The organism is Methyloparacoccus murrellii, from assembly GCF_054657115.1.
Map to the genome: position 1 here is coordinate 1 of NZ_BAAHXD010000041.1, position 23,970 is coordinate 23,970.

The window sequence follows — 23,970 nt, forward strand, 5'->3', positions numbered from 1 at the left end:
TTAGGATAGACCTTTATAAAAACCTAAAGAGAGTAAGTGTAGGCCCCTTATCCACAACCCAAGGCCGCTTATACACAGCTCTTTGGACGGGTGATATCTCCATATTGAGTAACGACACTGATGAACCGTCGATACCACTCACTGTGCAGCAGGTTATGCGGACGCTTAATGGGGCTTCAAAAAGAGCCATGGAAATCTCTGTCGGTTATTCCGTCTTTGTTATGGCCCGTGACTTATCAAACCCCGTATCACGGGAAAAATACTCGAAGGTATTGTTGAAGTTGAAGCCCCATCTCGCGGAACACCCGACGTTGCTATCGCCAGAGAAGGCGGGATTGGCAGATTGGGCTGTTATGGCTCCGACTATAGAGATCGTGTTCTTTCCAATGAAGGGAATCACTTCCGAAGAACTTCGCGAATTAATTAAGAAAGCAGTCTACATTCCGGCAAAAGACGCAAAGAAAGATATGTTCAGGATTTCTGCTCACGGAGTACTTTTCTGATAAAGAGGCTGGGTCTTTGAATTGTTTAAGGAGGGCTTATGGGCGTGGAGGAACGCTTAATGGAGGCTGCGGAAGCCGGAGAACTTGTCACTGTCATTTACCACGGAGGCAGTCAACCTGGAACGAAGAGGTGTTTGAGCCCCATTACCGTTACGGCGCGAGAAATTCGGGCGCGAGATATTCCGACAGGCGAAGTAAAGAATTTCTTGGTCTCAAAAATCGAAGTCGTTCCCGATGATCACCCTGCTGAGGATTATGTCGTTGGCGCAATACTACCACCAGTATTTAGCACGCTAGTCGAGGCCCTAGAGGCAAGAGTCAAAGAGCTAGAAACACTTGGTTGGTATGTGCAGCTTTCAGAAACCGGCGTATCTGTTCACCGATATTTTAAGAGTGGAAAGCCCAAAAAAGGTGCTGATGCGGGCATCTTGAAACAGGAAGGGAGTTTAAACCGTCCTTGGTATGTTTACGGCCCCGATCTGGCTTCAGCGAGAACATTTAGTCATCTTAAGAAGGCTGTGGACTTGTTTTTAGAGCAGGCGTACTGCCACGCGCCGGAGAAGAAATCTAATTCGGCGCTCAACTTGGACGCCCTACCGCGCGCCGGTGAGCTTGAACGTTAGCAAACTGTGGCTGAACCGCTCACATAGGAGAAGATTGAATGCCCATCGGAAGATTCCTTCGATACATTGTCTTCCTCCTTGCTTGTACCTCTGCTACGGCAGACCTTACACGGTAAGGTACGGTCGTCGTCGCAGCGTGCGGTGAGGAATGAGCCGCACCGTTCGGGTCAATTTGATCGCCTGACAAACCGTTAGGACCAAGTAGCCCGGAGGAACGTAGTGGAATCCGGGATGATCAAAGCCACGAATCCCCACATTTCGCCTTGCTGCATGCGGGAAGAATGGGTTCAGTTATTTAGTTTGCAGTTTGTGGAGTCGCATAACAGGAAAGGTCGTTGTCATGCCAACAATTTCGATGTTCTATGGCATCCTCATTCGGATGTTTTTCTATGACACGGACAGGCACAACATCCCGCACATTCATGCCGAATAACAAGGCCATGTGGCCATTTACTCGATACTCGATGGAACCGTCTTGGCTGGAGAACTTCCGCCGAAGAAGCATGAACTGGTCGTCGCATGGATTGAAATACACCAGGATGATCTGTTGGCTGACTGGGACTTGGCCGTCCACGGCAAGAAACCATTCCCGATTCGAGGGCTTGATCAATGAATATCGCAGAAGTTATTCCAAAAGATAATTGCATCCTGTACATTAAGTCCGAGGATGGAGAAACGGGTTTATTTGATGTTAAACCCTATCTAGACTCTGAAGCATTCGCGCCTCTGAAAGACAAAAGAGAGTTCGAACGACTTCACAACGGTAAGTACTTTGTCGAGTGGGACTGCGGAGCAGACCTATCCGCAGATACCATTCAGGCGCGATGGGAAACCGCATCAATTAGGGATGCCCAAGAAATACGCGATAAGGTGCGGTATCCGTCGTAGCTTGCGGTGCGATACGCACCGCGTCCTACAGATTTTAAAGCATAAGCATTGGGCTGTTGAGAGCGCACAGGTCGTAGGCTGGGACGAAGCATCCCGGAATCCCAGCTTCCAATAGGCATCTTCGGGCAATATTCCAGATACCTGTGCCGTGGTCCGTCACCCTATCGCCACGAGAAGCCCACACTTGAGCAACGCGCCAGACCTGTTCCATATTCCCTCAGAAATCCGTGAAAATCGGTGGCGGCGGGGCTGCTGGCGATTCACCCTGATCCCTTGACCCTGGAATGCCCATGACCCTCCGCATCGTCATTGCCCAACTCGATTTCATGGTGGGCGACGTGGCCGGCAATGCCCGCCGCATCCGCGAGACGGCCGCCGAGGCCCGCGACCGGCTGGGCGCGCAGGCAGTGGTGTTCCCGGAGCTGACCCTGTCCGGCTATCCGCCCGAGGATCTCGTGCTGCGCCGGGACTTTCTCACCGCCGTCGAGGTGGCCCTCGACGAGCTGGCCCGCGACATCGACGGCATCACCGCCATCGTCGGTTTTCCCGAGGCCGCCGACGACGGCATCTACAACAGCGCCGCCGTACTCGGCGAGGGCGCCATCCGCCGGATCTACCGCAAGCAGCGGCTGCCGAACTATGGTGTTTTCGACGAAAAGCGCTATTTCCAGGCCGGCAGCGCGCCCTGCGTGTTTCCGCTGGCCGGCGTGCCGGTCGGGCTGACCATCTGCGAGGACATCTGGCAGCCGGGGCCGGTGGAGCAGGCGGCGGCGGCCGGCGCGCGGCTCGTCCTCAACCTCAATGCCTCGCCCTATCAGGCCGGCAAGCTCCGCGACCGCGAAGCGGTGGTGCGCGCGCGCGTCAGCGCCGCCGGCGTGCCCCTGGTCTATGTCAACCTGATCGGCGGGCAGGACGAACTGGTGTTCGACGGTGCTTCCTTCGTCATGGACCGTCAGGGCCGCATCGTGGCCCATGCGCCGGAATTCGGGGAAACGCTGCTGGCGGTGACGTTTGCCGCCGGCGACGACGGCCGGACGGTCGAGCCCCGCCCCGGCCCCGTCACACCGCCGCTGCCGGACGATGCCGGCATCTACCGGGCGTTGCTGACCGGCATCCGCGACTACGTGCGCAAGAACCGCTTCCAGGGCGCGGTGCTGGGGCTGTCGGGCGGCATCGATTCCGCCCTGACCCTGGCGCTGGCGGCCGATGCCCTGGGACCGGAGCGGGTCGAGGCGCTGCTGATGCCGTCGCGCTACACCGCCGACATGAGCAACGAGGACGCCGTGCGGCAGGCCGAGGCGCTGGGTTGCCGCCATCACGTCATCCCCATCGAGCCCGCCTTCGCCGCCTTCATGGACATGCTGGCGCCGAGTTTCGCCGGCCTGCCGCCCGATACCACCGAGGAGAACATCCAGGCCCGCTGCCGCGGCATCCTGCTGATGGCGTTTTCCAACAAGACCGGCAAGATCCTGCTGACCACCGGCAACAAGAGCGAGATGAGCGTCGGCTATGCCACGCTCTACGGCGACATGGCCGGTGGTTTCGCGCCGCTCAAGGATGTGCCGAAGATGCTGGTCTACCGGCTGGCGGAATACCGCAACAGCCTGTCGCCGGTGATCCCGCGCCGCGTCATCGAGCGCCCGCCCTCGGCGGAACTGCGTCCCGACCAGAAGGACGAGGATTCCCTGCCGCCCTATCCGGTGCTGGACGCGATTCTCGAACGCTACATCGAGCGCGACGAATCGGTCGCCGAGATCATCGCCGCCGGCTATCCGGCGCATGAGGTGGTCCGTGTCGCCCGCATGGTCGACCGCAACGAATACAAGCGTCGCCAGGCGCCGCCAGGGGTCAAGATCAGCCGTCGCGCCTTCGGCCGCGACCGGCGCTATCCGATGACGCACGGCTTCGGCGGCTAGCTCCGCCGCGCGCTTGCGGGTGCCGTCATCAGGCGTGGCGGGTGTGAAGTCCGCCATGCGGGTTATCATGCGTGCCAGCCGGTTGACTCGAACGACCGGGTCAATGGGCAACGGCAACCCGCGATTCGTCAGCAGGATCATCATGAGCAAGAAAACCAGATCGCCCAAGAGCCCCGATCAAGCGCCTTCCCCGCGGCCGGCGGAGACGCCCGCCGTCAAACCCGAAGGCGAGGCTGCCGCGACCGCCGGCCAGCCGGCGGCGTCCCCGGCCGGCCGCGCCGGCAGCGAGCCGCCACGGTCCACGCCGAAGACGGTCACGGGAGCGCCGGGATCGAAGCCGGTCGCGCCGCCGCCGGCTGCCCGGTCCGTTGGGAAGGTCGCCGCTGGCCGATCGGCAGCGGTCGCCGCGCCACCGGCCACCGGCGCGGCGCTACCGGCGTCCGATGCCGCCGACCAGCCGGCGCCATCGGCGCCGGGCGCGCATCCTGTGATGTTGGCAGCACCCGTGGATGCCGGGGCGGCGCACCCGATCGCCGCCTCCGCGCCCGGGGCGGATGAACCGGTAACCCCTGTCGAACCGGTTGCCGCGATGCCGGCGGAGGCGCCATCCTTGCCCCTGGCCGATGCGCCACCCTCCGCCGAGCCGCCAACGGTCGAACCGGCCGTGGCCGCCGCGACCGCGGCGCAGCCCTCCGAGCCCGAACCCGAGCCGGAATGGGCGCCCCCACCGCCGCCGGCCCGCGATTCGCTGTTCATCGTGCACATCTCGCCCGAGCTGGCGCCGGTCGCCAAGGTCGGCGGGTTGGGGGACGTCGTGTTTGGCCTGTGCCGGGAAATGGAACTGCGCGGCAACCACGTCGAAATCATCCTGCCCAAGTACGACTGCATGCGCTACGACCACATCTGGGGTCTGCAATGCACCTTCGACGACCTGTGGGTGCCGTGGTATGGCGGCGCCATCCATTGCTCGGTCTATTTCGGCTTCGTGCACGGGCGCAAGTGTTTCTTCATCGAGCCGCACTCGGCGGACAACTTCTTCAACCGCGGCGTCGTCTACGGCTTCAACGACGACATCTGGCGCTTCGCCTTCTTTTCCCGTGCGGCCATGGAGTTCCTGTGGAAATCCGGCAAGCACCCGGATGTCATTCACTGCCACGACTGGCAGACGGCGCTGGTGCCGGTGCTGCTCTACGAGGTCTATCAGCGCATGGGCATGACCCATCCGCGGGCGTGTTTCACCATCCACAACTTCAAGCATCAGGGCGTGACCGGGGCCGACGTGCTGAGCGCCACCGGGCTGAACCGGCCGGACTATTACTTCCACTACGATCGCCTGCGCGACAACCATAACCCGCAGGCCATCAACCTGATGAAGGGCGGCATCGTCTATTCGAACTTCGTGACCACGGTATCGCCGCGCTATGCGGCCGAGGCCAAGGACCAGGGGCAGGGATTCGGGCTGGAACCGACCCTGCACATCCATCACGCCAAGTACGGCGGCGTGGTCAACGGCGTCGACTACGAGGTCTGGAACCCGGAGGTCGATCCGCTGATTTCGGCCAACTACTCGGTCGCTACCCTGGAGCGTAAGTACGACAACAAGCGGGCGCTGCGCGCGCGGCTGCTGATCGCCGACAACGAGAAGCCCATCGTCGCCTTCGTCGGCCGGCTGGACCCGCAGAAGGGTATCGAGCTGATCCGCCACGCGCTGTTCTACACCCTGGCGCAGGGCGGTCAGTTCATCCTGCTGGGGTCCAGCCCGGACAGCTCGATCAACGCCTACTTCTGGGGCCTCAAGCACCAGTTCAACGATAACCCGGACGTGCATCTGGAGATCGGCTACAACGAGGAACTGGCGCACCTCATCTACGCCGGTGCCGACATCACCGTGGTGCCGAGCCGCTTCGAGCCCTGCGGCCTGATCCAGCTGATCGCCATGCGCTATGGCACCATTCCGGTGGTGCGCGAGATCGGCGGCCTGGCCGACACGGTGATCGACAAGGACTTCTCGCACCGGCCGCTGCACGAACGCAACGGCTATGTGTTCCGCGACTACGACGAGGCAGGGCTGGAATCGGCGCTGGGCCGGGCGATCGCCTGCTATTACCAATATCCCGAGCACTTCCGCGAGCTGATGAAGAACGCCATGCGCTGCGACTACTCCTGGAATCATCCGGGGCAGGATTACCTCAACATCTATGACCTGATTCGCGAGAGGTAGGGCGCGAGACCGGGCTTCTGCCAGCCACCCGCCGGCCGGTGGGTGGCGGCGCCTTGCCCGCACCGCTCCTCAGTGCCGCAATTTCCCAACGATCCGGGCGCGGTGCCGTTCACCACGCTCCCCACGATCCGCCCATCCATCATGCGTATCTACAACCTGTTTCCCCTGCTGGCCGGCCCCGTGGGGCACTGGCGCTCGCACCTCGAGCGCGCGGTCGAACTCCGCTTCGACTGGGTTTTCGTCAATCCCATCCAGCTGCCCGGCCGCTCCGGCAGTCTCTATTCGATCAAGGATTATTTCGCCATCAATCCGGCCCTGCTCGACCCGCATGCCCGCCAGACACCCGACGATCAGGTGCGGGCGATGGTGCGGGAGGCCGAACGGCTGGGGCTGCGCATGATGGTCGACCTGGTCATCAACCACTGCGCCTACGATTCGCCGCTGCTGCAAGCCCATCCGGCGTGGTTCGTGCGCGACAACGGCCGCATCGCCCATCCCTTCTGCGAGCACGAGGGCCAGCGCGTGGTGTGGGAAGACCTGGCGCAGTTCGATCACCAGGGCTCGGCTGACCGCGAGGGGCTGTTCCGGCATTGTCTGTCGGTCGTGAAATACCTGTGCGGCCTGGGATTTCGCGGTTTCCGTTGCGATGCCGCCTACCAGGTTCCCGGGGAGGTCTGGCGCCGGCTGCTGCGGGATATCCGCCGGGACTGGCCGGATGCGGTGTTCGTGGCGGAAACGCTGGGCTGCTCGCCGGCGGAAACGCGGCAGACGGCCGACGCCGGTTTCGACGCCATTTTCAACAGCTCCAAATGGTGGGACTTCAGTGGCGACTGGCTGCTGGAGCAGTACCGCCAGACCCGCGAGATGGCGCCCTCGATCAGCTTTCCGGAAAGCCACGACACCCCGCGGCTGATGGAAGAGGCCCAGGGCAATGTCGAGGCGCTCAAGCAGCGCTACCTGTTCGCCGCGCTGTTCTCTGGCGGCGTCATGATGCCGATGGGCTACGAGTTCGGCTTCCGCCGGCCCATGCACGTGGTCGACACCCGGCCCGATCACTGGGAGACGACCGATACCGACCTGAGCGGTTTCATCCGGCATCTCAATGCGGTCAAGGCCCGCTACCCGGTGTTCCAGGAGGACGGGCCGCTGGAGGTCGTCGACTGCGACAATCCAGCGGTGCTGGTCCTGCGCAAGCAGTCGTCGCAGGGCCACGGCGAGGCCCTGCTGGTGCTCAACAAGGACCCCTGGAACCGCCAGCCGTTCCGGGCCGAGGATCTCTACCGCTTCGTCCGCAGCCGGCCGCCGCTGGTCGACGTCTCGCCGGAATGGCCGCTGGATTACCTGCCGACGCCGTTCGAATTCGAGCTCGGCCCCGGCATGGGACGGATCATGGTGACCGAGCCGGCCGTGGCCTAGGGCGGATGGATTCGCCCCTGCCGTTGCGCTGACCCGGGCGGGTGCGTCCATTCGCACGCGCCGGGTCGCCCGGTGGCGGCGGGATTTCCCTCAGGGCTTGACGTCGCTCTCGACGATTGCCTGCGTCCGCCGGCACAGTTCGCGGCCGTAGTCGGTCCACAGGCCCTCGCCCCAGTAGCGATAACAGCTGGTCTCGGCGGACAGCAGGTGGAACAGCGCGTTGCGGTAGCGGGGGTCGGCCGTCGGGATGCCAGGCTTGATGATGTTGTCGTAAAACGCCGCGCTCGCCTCCTCCATGGGTTTCAGCACATGGTCGTAGCCGCGCACCCAGGACAGGTCGCTGGTCCAGCTGCCGCCTTCCATGTGGAAGCGCTGGCCGCTCCGGCCCAGTTCGTCGATGACCCGGGCCAGCTTTTCGGGTCCTTCGCCCGGTTGCATGCGCTCCCAGATCTGCCGCTGGAACAGGGGCTGCACCACCGGCAGATCGGCCTCGGTGATGCCCATGGCGAACAGGTGCTCGAGATACTCGGTGCCGTTCATGGCCGGGGTCTCCGAGTGGCTGGATTCGCGCATCGCATCCATGAACTTGCCGGGAAACTCGTTCATCATCACGCCGCCGTTCTCGCCGTCCGCGACCTGGGTGACCAGCGGCGGCACGGACGTGCCGGCCAGCTCGACACGGCCCAGCGAGCGCGCCTCGTAGTACGGCTGCATCTGCGCCACCAGCTTGGTGTCCGAGCCCTGCGTCTTGACCAGGGCGATGATGCTGGCGGTTGCGCCCGCCGAGTTGGTGCAGACCAGCCGGTGCGGCAGGTGCGGGCGGCGCGGATGCCGGCCATCCGCGGGTTCCTCGACGGTGTGCTCCTGCACCAATACCCACTGGTAACCGGCGTCAACCAGCGTTTTGACGAATGCGTAGGCGACATCGGGGTGGTTGGGCAGGGCCATTTCCGAGGGCGAGAAGCCGCGCACCCGCGTCAGCGCCTCCAGGCCGAAGATCGCGGCGAAATGATGCTGCCAGGCGCGCACGTGCAGCCGGAAATCCTGCACCGGCGTTGACGGCGCCACCGCATGGCCCCAGGGCGCGCCCAGCCACTCCACGCAATGCCGGTAGGCCGGGTCGCAGGTGACCGGGCGCAGGGCGTCGAAGACATCGTGCAGCCCCATCTTGCGCAGGCCATGGAACAGGGTGCCCGAATACTCCAGCATGATGCGCGGCTGCTTGCCCTCGTGCACCAGCTGCGGCACGAATTCGCCGATACGCTTGTAGCACCAGTGGAATACCGGGGCATTGTGATTGTCGCCGATGCCCTGGTTTTCCATCATGTACTGAAGGTTGCTGATGATCTCGGCCGTGCGGAGATCGCCGCCACCCGCCGGTATCAGCGGCTGGTGCATGTGCAGGGCGTTGGCAAAGGCGCTTTTGACGCGGGTGAAATCGATGCCGTCCTGGCCCAGGTACAGCGGCCGGCCGCGCGCGGCGGCGATGGCCTGTTCGATGGCGGCTTCCTGGCCGCAGAGGTTGGGAAGGTTGTCGAGATATTCGGGAAGGTCGCTCATCGCCGGGGTTCCTGTTTGCATGTCGTCCTCTTGGCAAGTTTGCCGTGTCATTCGCCGAGTCGGGCCACGATCTTTTCGAGGGCCGCTTCCGAGGCGCGCATGTCGTTCAGCGCGCGCGGCACCCAGGCCTCGCCCCAGTAATAGTGGCAGCTGGTTTCCGCGCGCAGCAGCCGCCACATCGCCTGCTCCAGCAGTGCCAGCGTTTCCGGGTCCTCGAGGCGCCGCTCGCCGGCCTTCCAGCGGGCGTCGTGCACCGCCTTGCTCAGGGTCCGCAGCCGTTCGAGGGCGTCTTTCTGCGCCTGCGAGCCGGTCCATTGCATGAATCCGTGACCGTGGTGCCAGCCGGTGTTCCAGGCACCGGTACCGACCCTGACCTCGCCATGGGCGCCGTAGCGGTCCAGGTAATCGTCGATGAAAACCGGCTGTACGGCGCCGCCGGCGCGGGTCTGTTCGAGCAGCGCCCGGTACAGGCCCCAGAAATTCGCCTCCGGCTGCGGGTTGCGGAACCAGCCACCGTTGTCGCCATCGGTCGCCGTCGTGACCAGGGGCGCGAAATCGCACCAGCGGGTCCGAGCCTCCACCTCGTTGAGGAACCAGGCCAGTTCCATGCCCGATTCCTGCGCGTCCGAGAGTTCCCGGTCGCGCACCACCACGATGATCTCCTCGCCGTTGTGGCGGGCGATATGCGGGCGGTAGCGCAGTTCGTGCCAATCCATCGCCGTGACCGGCTCGACATGGTCGCTGTCGACCAGGACATAGCGGAAGCCGAGACGCCTGAGCAGCGGTATCAGCTCCATCGCGAAGCCCATTTCCGGCGGCCAGAAGCCCTGGAAATCGCTGCGCCAGAACACGTGGCGGGCCATGCCCAGCCAGCGGCGGACCTGTTCCTCGCGGTCGGCCTCGGGAATCAGCGGCAGCACCGGATGGTAGAAGCCGGTGCCGAGGATGCGGAACAGGGCCGTGTTCTGGAAATGCCAGAGCATGGCGCCGCAGTCGACCACGCCGTAGACGCGGCTCTGGAAATGCGGGTCGACGAGCGTTTCCAGCAGGGTACCCGAGAATGACAGGTGGACGCGCCCGACATCCTCATAGCCCCATAGCGAGCGCGGGATGCGATCCATCGCATAGAGGATTTCATGGGGCTCCCAGGAGTGCTGGTCGAGCAGCTCCTGCAGGTTGCCCGGCGGCTGGTGCAGGTTGAGCACCAGGGCATGATGGATCGGATTTGACATGACGGGTCCTCGGTGTGGCTTGCGGATGTCGCGATGCCGGCGGGCGGTGCCATGGGCCGGTATGGCCTGGCCGGAATCACGACGGGCCTCGCCCTAGTATAAACAGCCCGCGTCGCCCGCTGCCCCTGCCGATGCCGGTTCGGGGGCCGGCGTGACGGCCGTGCGGCGATGGGGTAAGCTCGATTCCCTGTCCGGTCGCCGCCGGTCGCAGTCATCACCATGGGAGGGTTCCATGCGCCCCGCTTTCCTGACCGCCGCCATGCTGCTCGCGCTGGGCGCCGTCGCCGGTTGCGCCACCCGGCATCTGCCGGTGCAGAGCGATTACGACCGGACCTACGACTTCGGCCGTCTTGGCGCCTGGGACTGGGCGCCCAAGGCGGGTCGGCTGGAAAGCGATGCCGCCGTCAGCACGGCGCAACGCATCCAGCTGGACGAGCTGGTCCAGTCCCATATTGAGCAGTCGCTGCGCGCCAAGGGTTTCACCCGCACTGGCGACCGGCCGGGCTTCCGGGTGGCCTGGTCGTTCGGGGAATGGGCGCTGGACCGCCACCGCAGCCCGAATGGCGGCTGGGGCGCCGTCGGGCTCATGTACCCCGGCCTGCACGGGTCCACCGTGCCGACCAGCAGCGACGGCCGCGCCCTGCCGCCGTCGCGTGACCCATATTCCTCGAAGTACGAGGAAGCCAAGCTGGAAATCGCCATTCTCGATGCCGCGACATCCCGGGTGATCTGGAACGCCGCCGTGACGGACGACAGCGATTTCGGCTACTTCAGCGCCAGCCAGCGCGAGCGTATCGGCGCGGCGGTGGATAGCCTGCTGGAAGGCTTCCCGCCCCTGTCGCCGGGCGCGCCCTGACAGCCTTCGCCCAACCCAGGGAGCCTCATCATGTCCACTACCCGCCTGCCCCCCGGTCATGACCGCCGCCGCTTCCTAAGGCAGCTCGGCACCCTCGGCATGGGCGTCGCCCTGGCACGGCCGGCGGCTGCGGCGGCCACCGGTCGTGTCGTGTTGCCGTTCGAGAACGGCGAGCGGGAACTCTTCGCCTTTCCGCAGAAGCGCCCGCTGATCGTGCAGACGATGCGCCCGCCGCAGCTGGAAACGCCGTTCGCCGTATTCAATGACGGCTTGCTCACCCCCAACGATGCCTTTTTCGTGCGCTACCACTGGAGCGGCATTCCCACGACCATCGACCCGGCCACCTTCCGGCTGCGCGTCGGCGGCCTGGTCAGGACGCCGCTGAACCTGTCGCTGGAGGCGCTCAAGCAACTGGGCGATCCGGTGGAACGGGTGGCGGTCAACCAGTGTTCCGGCAACAGCCGGGCTTATTCCCGGCCGCGCACACCCGGCGGTCAGCTGGGGCATGGCGCCATGGGCAATGCCCGCTGGACCGGCGTGCCCCTGCGCAGGGTGCTCGACCAGGCCGGGGTTCAGGCGGGCGCGGTGCAGGTGCGTTTCGACGGGCTGGACCGGCCGCCCCTGGGCGATGGACCGGACTTCCTCAAGGCGCTGGCGGTCGACCATGCCCGGGATGGCGAGGTCATGCTGGCCTGGGGGATGAACGGGGCCGATCTGCCGATGCTCAACGGTTATCCCCTGCGGCTGATCGTGCCGGGCTATTTCGGCACCTACTGGGTCAAGCATGTGACGGACATCCAGGTGCTCGGCCAGCCGTTCGACGGCTATTTCATGGGCACGGCCTATCGCATTCCGGACAACGATTGCGCCTGCGTCGAGCCCGGCACCCAGCCCGACCGGCTGCGGCCGATCGGCCGCCTGCGGGTGCGCTCCTTTCTGACCAGTCACGGCGATGGGGCGGTGTTGCCGGTGGGCCGCGAACAGCGATTGCGCGGCATCGCCTTCGATGGCGGTGAGGGTATCCGGCGCGTGAGCGTCTCCACCGACGGCGGGCACGACTGGCAGACGGCCCGGCTGGGGCAGGATCTTGGCCGCTACTCCTTCCGGGAATGGACCCTGGCCTTCACGCCCGGGCGTCCGGGGCCACTGGACATCCGGGTACGGGCGGAAAACAACGCCGGCGACATCCAGCCCCTGCAGGCAAGCTGGAACCCCTCGGGCTACCAGCGCCAGGTGGTCGAGAGCACCCGGGTGATCGTGTCATGAGGCGGGTGGCGGCGCGCGGCCTGCTGGCCGCCATCGGTGTTTGCCTGGTCATGGCGCCGGCCCTGGCGCTCGATATCGTCCTGCCCCGGGACAGCGCCGACTTCGCCCCCAGCGAGCTGCCGGGTTACGCGCTGGTCCGGCAGAACTGCCTGGTCTGCCATTCAGCCCATTACGTGCTCTACCAGCCGCCGTCATCCACGCGCGGCTACTGGGACGCCACGGTCCGCAAGATGAAGTGGCCGTTCGGCGCCCTGTTCGCTGACGAGGATATCGCGCCGATGGTCGACTATCTGGTCAGGACCTACGGCGCCGAGCGTCCCGGCCAGGCCGCCGGCCAGCCATGAGCCGGGGGGATCCGGTCCGCGGCCCGGACCGGCCGGCCATCCGCCGGGGCGAGGCGGCGGCGGAGTTCCACACCGAGGAGCGTTGCCATATCCGCGAACTCTCGAACACGGCGACAGACGCCGCCGTCTCAATCGCCCAGGCGCGGGTGTCGCCCGGCACCGTTACCCGCTGGCACCGGCTGGCCGGGATTGCCGAGCGCTATGTCGTGCTGCGGGGCCAGGGCCGGGTCGAGCTCGAAGGTCTGCCACCGCAGTTACTGATGCCCGGCGATGTGGCGCTGATCCCGGCCGGCTGCGCGCAGCGCATCGCCAACACCGGTGGCGACGACCTGGTCTTTCTGGCCATCTGTACGCCCCGCTTCGTACCCGAGGCCTACGAGGATATCGACCCCGATCCGCCCGCCGAGCGGCTGGCCTGACGCCGGCCGGCGCGGGCGACCGCCTCAGCGATCCGAATGCCCCAGGCTCCGGTCCGGGGCGATCAGGTCGCGTACCCGCTGCTTGAGCTCCTTGGCCTCCGGGAAACGGCCCTCCGCCCGGCGCGACCACAGCAGCCGGTCGTCCAGCCGCGCTTCGAACACCCCGCCGGTGCCCGGTATCAGGGTCACGCCGCCGAGTTCCTCCTCGAAGGTGGTGAGCAGTTCCTGCGCCAGCCAGGCGGCGCGCAGCAGCCAGCGGCATTGCGTGCAGTATTCGATCTCGATGCGGGGTTTCATGGCCGGGCTTGCGGAATCGGCTTGGGCGATCGGGGCAGGTTGCGACAGTGTGGCGGCGGCCGGCGCGGCGAGCAAGCCCCCGCCGGTCGGGCAGGATGCGGCAGGGATGCCGGGAGCGCCGGACAGGTCGGTCGCCAGCGGTACAATGTCGTCCATGCCGACCGCCATCCCCACCCTCCAGCCATGAAGGCCTATCTGGTCGGCGGCGCCGTGCGCGACCAGTTGCTGGGGCTGCCGGTCCGGGAGCGCGACTGGGTGGTGGTGGGCGAAACCCCCGAAGCCATGCTGGCGCGCGGCTTCAAGCCGGTCGGCAAGGATTTCCCGGTGTTCCTGCATCCCGGGACGCGCGAGGAGTACGCCCTCGCCCGCACCGAGCGGAAGACGGCGCCGGGCTATCATGGCTTCTCCGTGCATGCGGCGCCCGATGTCACCCTGGAGGACGATCTCCGGCGCCGCGATCTGACCCTCAACGCCATGGCCATGGATGCCGAGGGCCGGCTGATCGATCCCTACGGCGGTCGCCAGGATCTGGGGGCCCGGCGCCTGCGGCATGTGTCGCCGGCCTTCAGCGAGGATCCCGTGCGCATCCTGCGGCTGGCCCGCTTCGCCGCCCGCTTCGCTGGCCTGGGTTTCCGGGTGGCGGAGGAGACGCAGGCGCTCGCCCGCGCCATGGTCGCGGGCGGCGAGGTCGATGCGCTGGTTCCGGAGCGGGTTTTCGCCGAGCTGTCCAAGGCGCTGGCGGAGGCGCAGCCCAGCGTGTTCCTGCGGGTCCTGCGCGACTGCGGCGCCCTCGCGCGGCTGTTCCCGGAGCTGGAGGCCCTGTTCGGCGTTCCCCAGCCGCCGCGCCATCATCCGGAGATCGACACCGGCCTGCATTGCCTGATGGTGCTGGATCAGGCGGCCCGGTTGTCGCCCGATCCGGCGGTGCGCTTTGCCGCGCTCACGCACGATCTCGGCAAGGCGCTGACCGATCCCGCCGGCTGGCCGCGCCATCGCGGGCACGAGCGGCTCGGGCTGCCGGCACTGGCGCGGCTCTGCGACCGGCTCAAGGTGCCGAACGGCTACCGCCGGCTGGCCGAGAAGGTGATGCGCTATCACGGGCATGCCCACCGCGCGCTGGAGCTCAGGCCGGGGACGCTGGTCGATCTGCTGCTGCGGCTGGACGCTTTCCGCCAGCAGGATGCGCTGGCGCCGTTCCTTCTGGCCTGCGAGGCTGACGCCCGCGGCCGCCTGGGCCTGGAGGCGCGCCCCTACCCGCAGGCCGACTGGCTGCGGGTCGTGCACCGGGCGGCATCGTCGGTGCCGGTGGCCGACCTGTTGGCCGCCGGTTACCGGGGCGAACGGCTGGGGCAGGCGATCCGCGCCGAGCGCATCCGGCAGGTGCGGGCGCTCGCCCGCGTGGCCTGAGACGGGCTGCTCAGGGCTGCGTCAGACGCTCTTCCGCCTCGCGGTATTTTTCGGCGGTGCGGGCGATGACCTCGGCCGGCAGGCGGGGCGCCGGCGGCCGCTTGTCCCAGTCCAGGCTTTCCAGATAGTCGCGGACGAACTGCTTGTCGAAGCTGGGCGGGCTGATGCCGACGCGGTACTGGTCGACCGGCCAGAAGCGCGAGGAGTCCGGGGTCAGCACTTCGTCGATGAGGTGCAGGGTGCCTGCCGCGTCGAGACCGAACTCGAACTTGGTGTCGGCGATGAGGATGCCGCGCGTCCGGGCATGGTCGGCGGCCTCGGTATAGAGCCGCAGACTCACGTCCCGTACCTGTTCGGTCAGCGATGGGCCCAGCAGTTCGACGCAGCGGTCGAAGTCGATGTTCTCGTCGTGTTCGCCGAGTTCCGCCTTGGTCGAGGGCGTGAAGATCGCCTGCGGCAGCTGCTCCGCCTGCCGCAGCCCGGTCGGCAGGGTGATGCCGCAGACTGCGCCGGAGGCCTGGTAGTCCTTCCAGCCGGAGCCGATCAGGTAGCCGCGGACCACGGCCTCCACCGGCAGGGCCTTGAGCTTCTTGACGACGATGGCGCGCCCTTCGAGCTGTTCGCGCTCGGCGGGATCGTCCAGTACAGCCTCGAGCGGCAGGCCGGTCAGCTGGTTGGGCACGACGTGCCCGAGCTTGCCGAACCAGAAATTGGAGACCGCCGTCAGCACCCGGCCCTTGCCGGGAATGGGGTCGGGCAGGATGCAATCGAAGGCCGAGATGCGGTCGGTGGTGACGATCAGCAGGTGATCGGCATCGACGTCGTAGATGTCGCGGACTTTCCCGCGCGCTCGCAGCGGCAAGGACTTGAGGTGGCTCTGGTGCAGGGTTTCCGGCGCGGTCATGGCATGCACTTTGATGAAAAGCAGGCAATCATGTAAGTTTCATGCCGCTATGGCAACCCTGACGTCAACCCCGCAAACATGAGCTGGATCGGCAAAGTGATCGGCGGCGCCTTCGGCTTCGTAATGGGCGGTCCCATCGGCGCGGCGCTGGGGGCGGCACTGGGGCACCAGTTCGACCAGGGGGGCTTCGATTTCCGCCTGGAGGGCGACGGCTACGGCGGCGAGGAGGCCCAGCGCCTGCAGACGGCGTTCTTCACGGCGACCTTCCAGGTCATGGGACATGTCGCCAAGGCGGATGGCCGCGTCTCGGAGGCCGAGATCGGCGCGGCCCGGGCCATCATGCAGCGCATGCTGCTGCCGGAGGAGCTCCGGCAGTCCGCCATGCGGCTCTACAACGAGGGCAAGCAGACGGACTTTCCCTTCGAGGCGACGCTGGACCGGCTGCAGGCGGAATGCCACGGTCGCGCGCATGTGGCGCGGATGTTCATCGCCTTGCAGGTCGAGGCGGCGCTCGCCGACGGACGCATGACGCCGGCCGAGGAGCAGCTGCTGCTGCGCGCCTGCGACCGGCTGCATTTTTCCCGATACGAGTATTACGGTATCCGGACCCGGCTGGAGACCGAGCGCCGCTTTTCCCGCTTCGGCGCCTACCGGAGCCAGCACAACGGCTACGACCAGGAACGGCAATGGCACCGCTATGAGCCTCCGCGCCCGCGCGAGACACCGCTGGGCGAGGCCTACGCGACGCTCGGCCTGAGCCCTGCGGCCACCGCTGGCGAGGTCAAGCGAGCCTACCGGCGCCTGATCAGCCAGCACCACCCCGACAAGCTCGCGGCCCAGCGCGTTTCCCCGGAGCGCTTGCGCAAGGCCACCGAGCAAACCCAGCAGATCCAGAAGGCGTACGACGCCATCTGCAAGGCCAGGCAACTCTAGGAGAATCCCATGCCCTCGTTCGATGTCGTTTCGGAGGTTGACCTGCACGAAGTGGCCAATGCCGTCGATCAGGCCAACCGCGAAGTGGGCACGCGCTTCGATTTCAAGGGTACGGCTGCCCGCTTCGAGCTCAAGGACGCCGTCATCACCCTGCTGGCGGAGAACGAGTTCCAGTTGCAGCAGATGATGGACATCCTGCAACCGCGCCTGGCCAAGCGCGGCGTGGACCTTCTCTGCCTGAAGGTCGATCCGCCGCAGGTGTCCGGCCGTCAGGCCCGGCAGACGACGACCCTGCGCCAGGGTATCGAGACCGCGCTGGCCAAGCGCATCGTCAAACTGGTCAAGGACAGCAGGATGAAGGTGCAGGCCGCCATCCAGGGCGATCAGGTGCGCATCAGCGGCAAGCAGCGGGACGATCTGCAGGAGGCCATGGCTCTGCTGCGGCGGACGGAGCTGGACATGCCCCTGCAGTTCATCAACTTTCGCGACTGAGGACGCCGGCGCTCACTCCGCCGCGCGCGCCGACCAGTCCCCCCACAGCGTCTGCACGGCCGCCAGCGCCGCCACCACCGCGGTTTCCGTGCGGAGGATGCGCGGGCCCAGCCGTACCGGGGTGAAACCGCAGGTTCGTGCGAGGGCGCGCTCCGCGTCGGCGAAGCCGCCTTCGGGACCCGATAGCAGGGTGATGCGCTCGTCCACGGATGGCGCCAGGCCGGGCAGCCCCAGGCCGCCGTGAGGATCGAGAAACAGCCGCAGACCCTGCACCGTGGGCAGCCAGTCGTCCAGCCGGACGGGACTGTCCAGCTCGGGCAGCCGCGTCCGGCCGCTCTGCTCGCAGGCGCCGCGCACAATTCGCCACCAGTGCTGGCGGCGACTGTCGCGCCTGTCCTCGTCCAGGCGCACGACGCAATGTTCCGTGAACAGCGGAGTAATGCGACTGACGCCCAGCTCCACCGCCTTCTGCAAGGCGTAGTCCATGCGCTCGCCGCGCGCGATGCCCAGACCCAGGTGGGTCCACAGGGGCGATTCGGTGTCGCGTTCCCGGCCCTCGCTGATGGCGAGGCGGACGTGCTCGCGGCTGGCCAGTTCGATCCGGGCCGCGTATTCCCGTCCATCGCCGTTGAAGACAGTCAGCGCGTCGCCTTTCCTGAGACGCAGCACGCTGCGCAGGTAGTGGGCGCTGTCCTCGTCCAGAGTCAGGGTCTCGCCCTCGGCCAGCGGGGCTTCGAGATGCAGCCGCGAGATGCGCATGTCAGTCGCGCGTGGCCAGATCGATGCCTTCCGCTGCTACCTCCGCCATCAGCCGGATGTCCTCGGGGGCGATGACGTAGGGCGGCATGAAGTAGATGACGTTGCCCAGGGGCCGCAGCAGCACACCGCGGCCCAGTGCCTGGCGGTAGACCCGCAGGCCGCGCCGTTCCTGCCAGGGATAGGGCTCGCGCGTGGCCCTGTCGCGGACCATTTCGATAGCGAGGATCATGCCGGTCTGCCGAACCTCGGCCACGTGCGGATGCTCGGCGAGGGGTGCGGCCGCCGCGCCCATCTGCCGCGCCAGTTCCCGGTTCCGGCCCAGCACATCGTCCTGCGCGAACAGATCCAGCGTGGCCAGCGCCGCCCGGCAGGCCAGCGCGTTGCCGGTGTAGCTGTGCGAATGGAGGAAGGCGCGCAGGGTGCCGTAATCGTCGTAGAAGGCCGCGTAGATATCGTCGCTGGTCAGCACGCAGGACAGGGGCAGGTAACCGCCGGTCAGCCCCTTGGACAGACACAGGAAATCGGGGCGGATGCCGGCCTGCTCGCAGGCGAACAGGGTGCCGGTGCGACCGAAGCCGACCGCGATCTCGTCGGCGATAAGGTGCACGCCATGGCGGTTGCAGGCCTCGCGCAGCAGGGTCAGATAGACCGGGTCGTACATGCGCATGCCGCCGGCGCACTGCACCAGCGGCTCGACGATGACGGCGGCGGTTTCATCGGCATGCTCGGCCAGGGCCTGCGCCATGGCCGCGAACCTGCGGCGGCTGTGCCCGGCCCAGTCCTCGCCCGGCTCCCTGAGGTAACAGTCCGGGCTGGGCACCGTGATCGGCGTCAGCAGCAGCGGTGCGTAGGTGTCCTTGTACAGGGCCACATCGCCCACCGCCAGCGCGCCCAGGGTCTCCCCGTGGTAGCTGTTGCTGAGCGTGATGAAGCGGGTCTTGCGCGGTTGTCCGCGATTGCGCCAGTAGTGGAAGCTCATCTTCAGTGCCACTTCCACGGCGGCGGAGCCGTTGTCGGCATAGAAGCAGCGGGTCAGGCCCGCTGGCACCAGCCGTATCAGCCGCTCGGCCAGGGTGATGGCCGGCGCGTGGCTGAAGCCGGCCAGGATCACATGTTCCAGCGTGTCGAGCTGGTCCTTGAGGGCGGCGCCGATGGCCGGGTTGGCATGGCCGAACAGGTTGACCCACCAGGAACTGATGGCATCGAGATAGCGGTTGCCGTCGAAGTCTTCCAGCCAGGCCCCCTGTCCGCGCCGGATCGGGATCATCGGCAGATCCTCGTGATCCTTCATCTGTGTGCAGGGGTGCCAGAGGACGGCGAGATCGCGGGCGGACCAGTCGCGGTTGGACATGTGGAGCTCGGCTGGGCTGGCCGGCCAGGCGTCGGGCCTGGCCGGGGATGGGGCGGTTATCCCGGGATGCGGATTTTCTGGCCGGGGAAAATCCTGTCGGGATCCCTGATGACCTCGCGGTTGGCCGCGAAGATTTTCGGATACAGGCTGGCATCGCCGAGGAATTTCCGGGCAATGGCGGACAGGGTGTCGCCGCTCTGGATCTCGTAGTACTGGCCGGGCGCGGAACCACCCAGCTCGGTCGGTGCGGCGCTCGTGTCCTCCGCCACCGCGATGTTGCTGATGACGCGGCCGACGCCCTTGACGTTGCCGGCCATCAGCACGGCCTTTTCGACGGCGTCCCAGGTGCCGCTGTTGCCCTCGAGGGTAACGAAGCCTTTCTGGTAGGTCACGCTCAGGTTGTCGATGCCGGGGTTGTCGGCGAGGATGTGCGCCTTGATGCTGTCCGCGGCCTCCGCCTCGTCGTCGCCGAAGAGCGCGTGGCCGATGTCTTTCGCGAAATCGAGCAGGCCCATGTGCTGTTCCTCCTGTGGTGATGGGAGGCCGATGCCGGCTGGCACGGCGCTGGTCGGGCGGGGCCGGCAGGCCCCACTCGCTACGTTAACACAGGACTCAGGCCGGGTTGTCGAGGCCGAGGTTGCGCCAGATGCCGAGCACCGCCTCGGACTGGTTGAGGGTGTAGAAATGCAGGCCCGGCGCGCCCTGTTCGAGCAGGCGGCGGCAGAGGTCGGAGATGACCTCCAGGCCGAAGGCGCGGATGGCGCTCCGGTCGTCACCGAAGCCCTCCAGACGCTTGCGCATCCAGCGCGGAATGTCGGCGCCGCACATTTCGGAGAAGCGGGCGATCTGGGTGTGGTTGGTGATGGGCATGATGCCCGGCACGATGGGGATATCGATGCCCAGCCGTTCGCAGTCGTCGATGAAGCGGAAATAGCCTTCCGGGTTGAAGAAATACTGGGTGATGGCGCTGTTGGCTCCCGCGTCGACCTTGCGCTTGAAGTTCCTGAGGTCGGCGTCCAGGCTGGGCGCCTGCGGGTGCATTTCCGGGTAGGCGGCGACCTCGATGTGGAAATGGTCGCCGGTTTCCTCGCGGATGAACGTCACCAGTTCGTTGGCGTAGCGGAATTCGCCGGCGGACAGCATGCCCGAGGGCATGTCGCCGCGCAGGGCGACGATGTGGCGGATACCGTTGCTCCGGTAGCCTTCCAGCACCTCGCGGATGTTGTCGCGGGTGGAGGCGATGCAGGAAATGTGCGGGGCGGCCTCCAGGCCCTGTTGCCGCTGGATGTTGCAGACCGTCTCGAAGGTCTTCTCGCGTGTCGAGCCGGCGGCGCCGAACGTCACCGAGCAGAACCGCGGGCGCAGGGGCGCCAGCCGGTCCAGCGTGCGCTGGAAGGTCTGCTCCGCGTCCGGGGAGCGGGGCGGGAAGAATTCCAGGCTGAAGATACGGGGAAATTTCTGTTGGGATTCCATGTCGGGATCTCGTCCGGTGCGGGACGGGGCCGCAGTGGCCGGCCCCATTCCGCGAACAGCGGTCGGCGGAGCGGCGGCGGACCGGCTGGGTCCGCCGCCCGATACCCGCTCAGTAGCGATAGTGCTCCGGCTTGTAGGGGCCGGCCACCGGTACGCCGATGTAGGCGGCCTGCTCGGCGGTCAGCCCGGTCAGCTGGGCATTCAGCTTCTTGAGCTGGAGGCGCGCGACCTTCTCGTCCAGGTGCTTGGGCAGCGTGTAGACGCCGACCGGGTATTTGCCGGAATCGCGCTCGGTCCACAGTTCGATCTGGGCGATGGTCTGGTTGGCAAAGGAGGAACTCATCACGTAGGACGGATGGCCGGTGCCGCAACCCAGGTTCACCAGGCGTCCCTTGGCCAGCAGGATGATGCGCTTGCCGTCGGGGAAGATCACGTGATCGACCTGCGGCTTGATCTCCTCCCACTGGTACTTCTCGATCGCCGCCACCTCGATCTCGTTGTCGAAGTGACCGATGTTGCAGACGATGGCCTGATCCTTCATCTTCGCCATGTGGTCATGGGTGATGACGTGGTAGTTGCCGGTCGCGGTGACGAAAATGTCGCCGTGCTCGCAGGCGTAGTCCATGGTCACCACGCGATAGCCTTCCATCGCCGCCTGCAGGGCGCAGATCGGATCGATCTCGGTCACCCACACCTGCGCCGACAGCGCGCGCAGCGCCTGCGCCGAGCCCTTGCCGACATCGCCGTAACCGGCGACGACGGCGATCTTGCCGGCCACCATCACGTCGGTCGCGCGCTTGATGCCGTCCACCAGCGACTCGCGGCAGCCATAGAGGTTGTCGAACTTGCTCTTGGTGACCGAGTCGTTGACGTTGATGCCGGGGAAGCGCAGTTCGCCGCGGGCGTGCATCTGATACAGGCGGTGGACGCCGGTGGTGGTCTCCTCGGTGACGCCGCGAACGTCGGCCAGCCGTACCGAATACCAGGTCGGGTCGGTCGCCAGCTTGGCCGTGATGGCGGCGAACAGGACACGCTCCTCCTCGGAGCCGGGGTTGGCCAGCACGGATGGATCCTGTTCGGCCTTGGCGCCCAGGTGCAGCAGCAGGGTGGCGTCGCCCCCGTCATCCAGGATCATGTTGGCGTAACCGCCATCCGCCCATTCGAAGATGCGGTGGGTGTAGTCCCAGTATTCCTCCAGGGTTTCGCCCTTGACCGCGAACACCGGGATGCCCTGGTCGGCCATGGCGGCGGCGGCGTGGTCCTGGGTGGAGAAAATGTTGCACGACGCCCAGCGCACGTCGGCACCCAGCGCGACCAGCGTTTCGATCAGCACGGCGGTCTGGATGGTCATGTGCAGCGAGCCGCTGATGCGGGCGCCCTTGAGCGGCTGGCGGGCGGCGTATTCCTCGCGGATCGCCATGAGTCCCGGCATCTCGGTCTCGGCGATGCGGATTTCCTTGTGGCCCCACGCGGCCAGGGACAGGTCGGCGACCTTGAAGTCGGTGAAGGATGCGGGTTGGCGGACGGCATTCATCGGTTAATGGCTCCTTTCGGTTGCAATCCACCGGTTGCCGCGGGAACGAGGCTCGAAACACCACGATGGCCGGTGGGTGAATCGAGCGCCGTTGAAAAAGACACGCCGGCGAGCCTGGCGGGCAATCCCGTCGCAGCGCTCCTCGCCGGAGTGGGGCGGGGGCGGGGGGTACCCGCCCGATCCGCGATACGGTTACAGGGGCGGCAGGCCCGCGGCCTCGCGCAATGCGGCCGCCTTGTCGGTGAGCTCCCAGGTGAATTCCGGCTCCTCGCGGCCAAAGTGGCCGTAGGCGGCGGTCTTCTGGTAGATCGGACGCAGGAGATCGAGCATGTTGACGATGCCCTTGGGCCGCAGATCGAAATGCTCCAGCACCAGATCGGTGATCTTGTCGTCGGACACCTTGCCGGTGCCGTAGGTTTCCACCATCACGCTGGTGGGCTTGGCCACGCCGATGGCGTAGGACAGCTGGATCATGCAGCGCGACGCCAGGCCCGCGGCGACGATGTTCTTGGCCACATAGCGGCCGGCATAGGCGGCGGAGCGGTCGACCTTGGACGGGTCCTTGCCGGAGAAGGCGCCGCCGCCGTGGGGCGCCGCACCGCCGTAGGTGTCGACGATGATCTTGCGCCCGGTCAGGCCGCAGTCGCCCTGCGGACCGCCGACGACGAAGCGGCCGGTCGGGTTGACCAGGAAATTGACGTTGCTCTTGAGCATGTCCTGGGGCAGCACCGGCTTGATGATGTCCTCGATCACCGCTTCGCGCAGGGTCCGGTCGGGAACGTCGGGGGCGTGCTGGGTGGACAGCACCACGGTGTCGATGGAATCCGCCTTGCCGTTGACGTAGCGCACGGTCACCTGGCTCTTGGCGTCGGGACGCAGCCAGGTCAGCTGGCCATCGTGGCGCAGCCGGGCCTGGCGTTCCACCAGCCGGTGGGCCAGATAGATGGGCAGCGGCATCAGCGCCGGCGTCTCGTCGCAGGCATAACCGAACATCAGGCCCTGGTCGCCGGCGCCCTGGCCGAGATCGTCGTCGTAGGCCTTGTTGACGCCCTGGGCGATGTCGGGCGACTGCTTGTCGTAGGCCACCAGCACGGCGCAGCCCTTGTAATCGATGCCATACTCGGTGTTGTCGTAGCCGATCTGCTGCAGCACGTCCCGGGCCACCTTGATGTAGTCGACGTTGGCGCTGGTGGTGATCTCGCCCGCCAACACGACCAGTCCGGTGTTGCAGAGGGTTTCCGCGGCGACACGCGAGTGCTTGTCCTGCGCCAGGATGGTGTCGAGGATGGCGTCGGAAATCTGGTCGGAAACCTTGTCGGGATGGCCTTCCGATACCGATTCGGAAGTGAAGAAGTAGCTGCTGCTCACGTTCGCCTATAACCTCGCGAAATTTAAGGACTTATCGGGTCAAAAGAGCAGGCGATTATACGGCTTTTGCCGGCGCTGACAAATTGACCGGGCGGCTGGCGCCGGCGTCAGCCGCCCGGGGCGGAGGGGCAAATATGCTATCCTCGCGCGCTTCCGAAAAGGGTCCGGTCCACGCCCTCCGGCGCCCGGGTCTCCGCCATCCCGTCAA

General features: G+C 66.2%; 23 protein-coding genes, 1 pseudogene and 1 riboswitch. Of the genes and pseudogenes, 14 read left to right on the plus strand and 10 right to left on the minus strand.

Annotated elements, in window-relative coordinates; all coding sequences use genetic code 11:
* The 7 genes and pseudogenes from ACYQ1H_RS11710 to ACYQ1H_RS11740 form a co-directional block, all read left to right on the plus strand.
* Window positions 1-503: hypothetical protein (locus tag ACYQ1H_RS11710; RefSeq protein WP_460028222.1), on the plus strand; the 503-nt coding region annotated here is incomplete at its 5' end.
* Between the two features lie 38 nt (window positions 504-541).
* Window positions 542-1,126: a hypothetical protein gene (locus ACYQ1H_RS11715; protein WP_460028223.1), complete on the plus strand. Its 585-nt coding sequence runs from the start codon at window positions 542-544 to the stop codon at window positions 1,124-1,126.
* A 355-nt stretch (window positions 1,127-1,481) separates the two neighbouring features.
* Window positions 1,482-1,739 (plus strand): annotated as a pseudogene (locus ACYQ1H_RS11720) (DUF4160 domain-containing protein).
* Window positions 1,736-2,014, plus strand: coding sequence for a DUF2442 domain-containing protein (locus ACYQ1H_RS11725; protein ID WP_460028225.1), 279 nt, complete (start codon window positions 1,736-1,738; stop codon window positions 2,012-2,014). The pseudogene ACYQ1H_RS11720 and the gene ACYQ1H_RS11725 overlap by 4 nt, the downstream one beginning before the upstream one ends.
* 290 nt (window positions 2,015-2,304) lie before the next feature.
* Complete coding sequence (locus ACYQ1H_RS11730; protein WP_460028226.1) at window positions 2,305-3,930, plus strand: NAD+ synthase; 1,626 nt, start codon at window positions 2,305-2,307, stop codon at window positions 3,928-3,930.
* Window positions 3,931-4,072: 142 nt separating this feature from the next.
* Window positions 4,073-6,151: a glycogen synthase gene (locus ACYQ1H_RS11735; RefSeq protein ID WP_460028227.1), complete on the plus strand. Its 2,079-nt coding sequence runs from the start codon at window positions 4,073-4,075 to the stop codon at window positions 6,149-6,151.
* A gap of 141 nt (window positions 6,152-6,292) precedes the next feature.
* Window positions 6,293-7,567 carry an alpha-amylase family glycosyl hydrolase gene (locus ACYQ1H_RS11740; RefSeq protein ID WP_460028228.1) on the plus strand — a complete coding sequence of 425 codons (1,275 nt, stop codon included), beginning with the start codon at window positions 6,293-6,295 and terminating at the stop codon, window positions 7,565-7,567.
* Window positions 7,568-7,657: 90 nt separating this feature from the next.
* Here the strand turns inward: ACYQ1H_RS11740 and ACYQ1H_RS11745 are convergent, their stop codons facing one another.
* Both ACYQ1H_RS11745 and ACYQ1H_RS11750 read right to left on the minus strand, forming a co-directional pair.
* Window positions 7,658-9,127 (minus strand): glycosyl hydrolase family 57, encoded by a 1,470-nt coding sequence (locus ACYQ1H_RS11745; RefSeq protein ID WP_460028229.1) that lies wholly within the window; start codon window positions 9,125-9,127, stop codon window positions 7,658-7,660.
* A 47-nt stretch (window positions 9,128-9,174) separates the two neighbouring features.
* Window positions 9,175-10,359 carry a glycoside hydrolase family 57 gene (locus tag ACYQ1H_RS11750; RefSeq protein WP_460028230.1) on the minus strand — a complete coding sequence of 395 codons (1,185 nt, stop codon included), beginning with the start codon at window positions 10,357-10,359 and terminating at the stop codon, window positions 9,175-9,177.
* 232 nt (window positions 10,360-10,591) lie between these two features.
* Here ACYQ1H_RS11750 and ACYQ1H_RS11755 point away from each other — a divergent pair, with 232 nt between their 5' ends.
* From ACYQ1H_RS11755 to ACYQ1H_RS11770, 4 genes are read left to right on the plus strand one after another with little or no spacing between them, the layout of a single operon-like run.
* Window positions 10,592-11,215, plus strand: coding sequence for a DUF4136 domain-containing protein (locus ACYQ1H_RS11755; protein WP_460028231.1), 624 nt, complete (start codon window positions 10,592-10,594; stop codon window positions 11,213-11,215).
* A 30-nt stretch (window positions 11,216-11,245) separates the two neighbouring features.
* The gene (gene sorA / locus ACYQ1H_RS11760) at window positions 11,246-12,481 is read left to right on the plus strand and encodes a SorA family sulfite dehydrogenase catalytic subunit (RefSeq protein WP_460028232.1); all 1,236 of its coding nucleotides are present in this window, start codon (window positions 11,246-11,248) and stop codon (window positions 12,479-12,481) included.
* The gene (sorB, locus tag ACYQ1H_RS11765; protein ID WP_460028233.1) at window positions 12,478-12,825 is read left to right on the plus strand and encodes a SorB family sulfite dehydrogenase c-type cytochrome subunit; all 348 of its coding nucleotides are present in this window, start codon (window positions 12,478-12,480) and stop codon (window positions 12,823-12,825) included. Before sorA ends, sorB begins: the two co-directional genes overlap by 4 nt.
* Window positions 12,822-13,244 (plus strand): cupin domain-containing protein, encoded by a 423-nt coding sequence (locus ACYQ1H_RS11770; RefSeq protein WP_460028234.1) that lies wholly within the window; start codon window positions 12,822-12,824, stop codon window positions 13,242-13,244. Before sorB ends, ACYQ1H_RS11770 begins: the two co-directional genes overlap by 4 nt.
* A gap of 24 nt (window positions 13,245-13,268) precedes the next feature.
* Here the strand turns inward: ACYQ1H_RS11770 and ACYQ1H_RS11775 are convergent, their stop codons facing one another.
* Window positions 13,269-13,697, minus strand: coding sequence for an Rdx family protein (locus ACYQ1H_RS11775; protein WP_460028235.1), 429 nt, complete (start codon window positions 13,695-13,697; stop codon window positions 13,269-13,271).
* A 27-nt stretch (window positions 13,698-13,724) separates the two neighbouring features.
* Between ACYQ1H_RS11775 and ACYQ1H_RS11780 the strand changes: the two genes are divergently transcribed.
* Window positions 13,725-14,948 carry a multifunctional CCA addition/repair protein gene (locus tag ACYQ1H_RS11780; RefSeq protein ID WP_460028236.1) on the plus strand — a complete coding sequence of 408 codons (1,224 nt, stop codon included), beginning with the start codon at window positions 13,725-13,727 and terminating at the stop codon, window positions 14,946-14,948.
* A 10-nt stretch (window positions 14,949-14,958) separates the two neighbouring features.
* Here the strand turns inward: ACYQ1H_RS11780 and ACYQ1H_RS11785 are convergent, their stop codons facing one another.
* Window positions 14,959-15,852, minus strand: coding sequence for a phosphoribosylaminoimidazolesuccinocarboxamide synthase (locus ACYQ1H_RS11785; protein ID WP_460028237.1), 894 nt, complete (start codon window positions 15,850-15,852; stop codon window positions 14,959-14,961).
* A gap of 78 nt (window positions 15,853-15,930) precedes the next feature.
* Between ACYQ1H_RS11785 and djlA the strand changes: the two genes are divergently transcribed.
* Entirely contained in the window at window positions 15,931-16,785 is an 855-nt protein-coding gene (gene djlA / locus ACYQ1H_RS11790; RefSeq protein WP_460028238.1) for a co-chaperone DjlA, read from the plus strand.
* 9 nt (window positions 16,786-16,794) lie between these two features.
* On the plus strand, window positions 16,795-17,277 hold the full coding sequence (locus ACYQ1H_RS11795; protein WP_460028239.1) for a YajQ family cyclic di-GMP-binding protein: 483 nt from the start codon (window positions 16,795-16,797) through the stop codon (window positions 17,275-17,277).
* A gap of 12 nt (window positions 17,278-17,289) precedes the next feature.
* Here ACYQ1H_RS11795 and ACYQ1H_RS11800 read toward each other — a convergent pair whose 3' ends face one another.
* From ACYQ1H_RS11800 to metK, 6 genes are all read right to left on the minus strand, one after another.
* Window positions 17,290-18,036 carry a 16S rRNA (uracil(1498)-N(3))-methyltransferase gene (locus ACYQ1H_RS11800; protein ID WP_460028240.1) on the minus strand — a complete coding sequence of 249 codons (747 nt, stop codon included), beginning with the start codon at window positions 18,034-18,036 and terminating at the stop codon, window positions 17,290-17,292.
* Window position 18,037: 1 nt separating this feature from the next.
* Window positions 18,038-19,387 carry an adenosylmethionine--8-amino-7-oxononanoate transaminase gene (locus ACYQ1H_RS11805; RefSeq protein WP_460028241.1) on the minus strand — a complete coding sequence of 450 codons (1,350 nt, stop codon included), beginning with the start codon at window positions 19,385-19,387 and terminating at the stop codon, window positions 18,038-18,040.
* Between the two features lie 56 nt (window positions 19,388-19,443).
* Window positions 19,444-19,902: a peptidoglycan-binding protein LysM gene (lysM, locus tag ACYQ1H_RS11810; RefSeq protein ID WP_460028242.1), complete on the minus strand. Its 459-nt coding sequence runs from the start codon at window positions 19,900-19,902 to the stop codon at window positions 19,444-19,446.
* Window positions 19,903-19,999: 97 nt separating this feature from the next.
* Window positions 20,000-20,860 (minus strand): methylenetetrahydrofolate reductase [NAD(P)H], encoded by an 861-nt coding sequence (gene metF / locus ACYQ1H_RS11815; RefSeq protein WP_460028243.1) that lies wholly within the window; start codon window positions 20,858-20,860, stop codon window positions 20,000-20,002.
* 109 nt (window positions 20,861-20,969) lie between these two features.
* Window positions 20,970-22,394, minus strand: coding sequence for an adenosylhomocysteinase (gene ahcY / locus ACYQ1H_RS11820; RefSeq protein WP_460028244.1), 1,425 nt, complete (start codon window positions 22,392-22,394; stop codon window positions 20,970-20,972).
* 76 nt (window positions 22,395-22,470) lie between these two features.
* A riboswitch (S-adenosyl-L-homocysteine riboswitch) is annotated at window positions 22,471-22,544 on the minus strand.
* A gap of 42 nt (window positions 22,545-22,586) precedes the next feature.
* Window positions 22,587-23,762: a methionine adenosyltransferase gene (gene metK, locus ACYQ1H_RS11825; protein ID WP_460028245.1), complete on the minus strand. Its 1,176-nt coding sequence runs from the start codon at window positions 23,760-23,762 to the stop codon at window positions 22,587-22,589.
* Window positions 23,763-23,970: the final 208 nt, after the last annotated feature.

Excerpts from the sequence above, each read along its gene's own strand:
- ACYQ1H_RS11715 (WP_460028223.1), top strand. The coding sequence starts at position 542 with ATGGGCGTGGAGGAACGCTTAATGGAGGCTGCGGAAGCCGGAGAACTT.
- ACYQ1H_RS11725 (WP_460028225.1), top strand. The coding sequence starts at position 1,736 with ATGAATATCGCAGAAGTTATTCCAAAAGATAATTGCATCCTGTACATT.
- ACYQ1H_RS11730 (WP_460028226.1), top strand. The coding sequence starts at position 2,305 with ATGACCCTCCGCATCGTCATTGCCCAACTCGATTTCATGGTGGGCGAC.
- ACYQ1H_RS11735 (WP_460028227.1), top strand. The coding sequence starts at position 4,073 with ATGAGCAAGAAAACCAGATCGCCCAAGAGCCCCGATCAAGCGCCTTCC.
- ACYQ1H_RS11740 (WP_460028228.1), top strand. The coding sequence starts at position 6,293 with ATGCGTATCTACAACCTGTTTCCCCTGCTGGCCGGCCCCGTGGGGCAC.
- ACYQ1H_RS11745 (WP_460028229.1), bottom strand. The coding sequence starts at position 9,127 with ATGAGCGACCTTCCCGAATATCTCGACAACCTTCCCAACCTCTGCGGC.
- ACYQ1H_RS11750 (WP_460028230.1), bottom strand. The coding sequence starts at position 10,359 with ATGTCAAATCCGATCCATCATGCCCTGGTGCTCAACCTGCACCAGCCG.
- ACYQ1H_RS11755 (WP_460028231.1), top strand. The coding sequence starts at position 10,592 with ATGCGCCCCGCTTTCCTGACCGCCGCCATGCTGCTCGCGCTGGGCGCC.
- sorA (WP_460028232.1), top strand. The coding sequence starts at position 11,246 with ATGTCCACTACCCGCCTGCCCCCCGGTCATGACCGCCGCCGCTTCCTA.
- sorB (WP_460028233.1), top strand. The coding sequence starts at position 12,478 with ATGAGGCGGGTGGCGGCGCGCGGCCTGCTGGCCGCCATCGGTGTTTGC.
- ACYQ1H_RS11770 (WP_460028234.1), top strand. The coding sequence starts at position 12,822 with ATGAGCCGGGGGGATCCGGTCCGCGGCCCGGACCGGCCGGCCATCCGC.
- ACYQ1H_RS11775 (WP_460028235.1), bottom strand. The coding sequence starts at position 13,697 with ATGGACGACATTGTACCGCTGGCGACCGACCTGTCCGGCGCTCCCGGC.
- ACYQ1H_RS11780 (WP_460028236.1), top strand. The coding sequence starts at position 13,725 with ATGAAGGCCTATCTGGTCGGCGGCGCCGTGCGCGACCAGTTGCTGGGG.
- ACYQ1H_RS11785 (WP_460028237.1), bottom strand. The coding sequence starts at position 15,852 with ATGACCGCGCCGGAAACCCTGCACCAGAGCCACCTCAAGTCCTTGCCG.
- djlA (WP_460028238.1), top strand. The coding sequence starts at position 15,931 with ATGAGCTGGATCGGCAAAGTGATCGGCGGCGCCTTCGGCTTCGTAATG.
- ACYQ1H_RS11795 (WP_460028239.1), top strand. The coding sequence starts at position 16,795 with ATGCCCTCGTTCGATGTCGTTTCGGAGGTTGACCTGCACGAAGTGGCC.
- ACYQ1H_RS11800 (WP_460028240.1), bottom strand. The coding sequence starts at position 18,036 with ATGCGCATCTCGCGGCTGCATCTCGAAGCCCCGCTGGCCGAGGGCGAG.
- ACYQ1H_RS11805 (WP_460028241.1), bottom strand. The coding sequence starts at position 19,387 with ATGTCCAACCGCGACTGGTCCGCCCGCGATCTCGCCGTCCTCTGGCAC.
- lysM (WP_460028242.1), bottom strand. The coding sequence starts at position 19,902 with ATGGGCCTGCTCGATTTCGCGAAAGACATCGGCCACGCGCTCTTCGGC.
- metF (WP_460028243.1), bottom strand. The coding sequence starts at position 20,860 with ATGGAATCCCAACAGAAATTTCCCCGTATCTTCAGCCTGGAATTCTTC.
- ahcY (WP_460028244.1), bottom strand. The coding sequence starts at position 22,394 with ATGAATGCCGTCCGCCAACCCGCATCCTTCACCGACTTCAAGGTCGCC.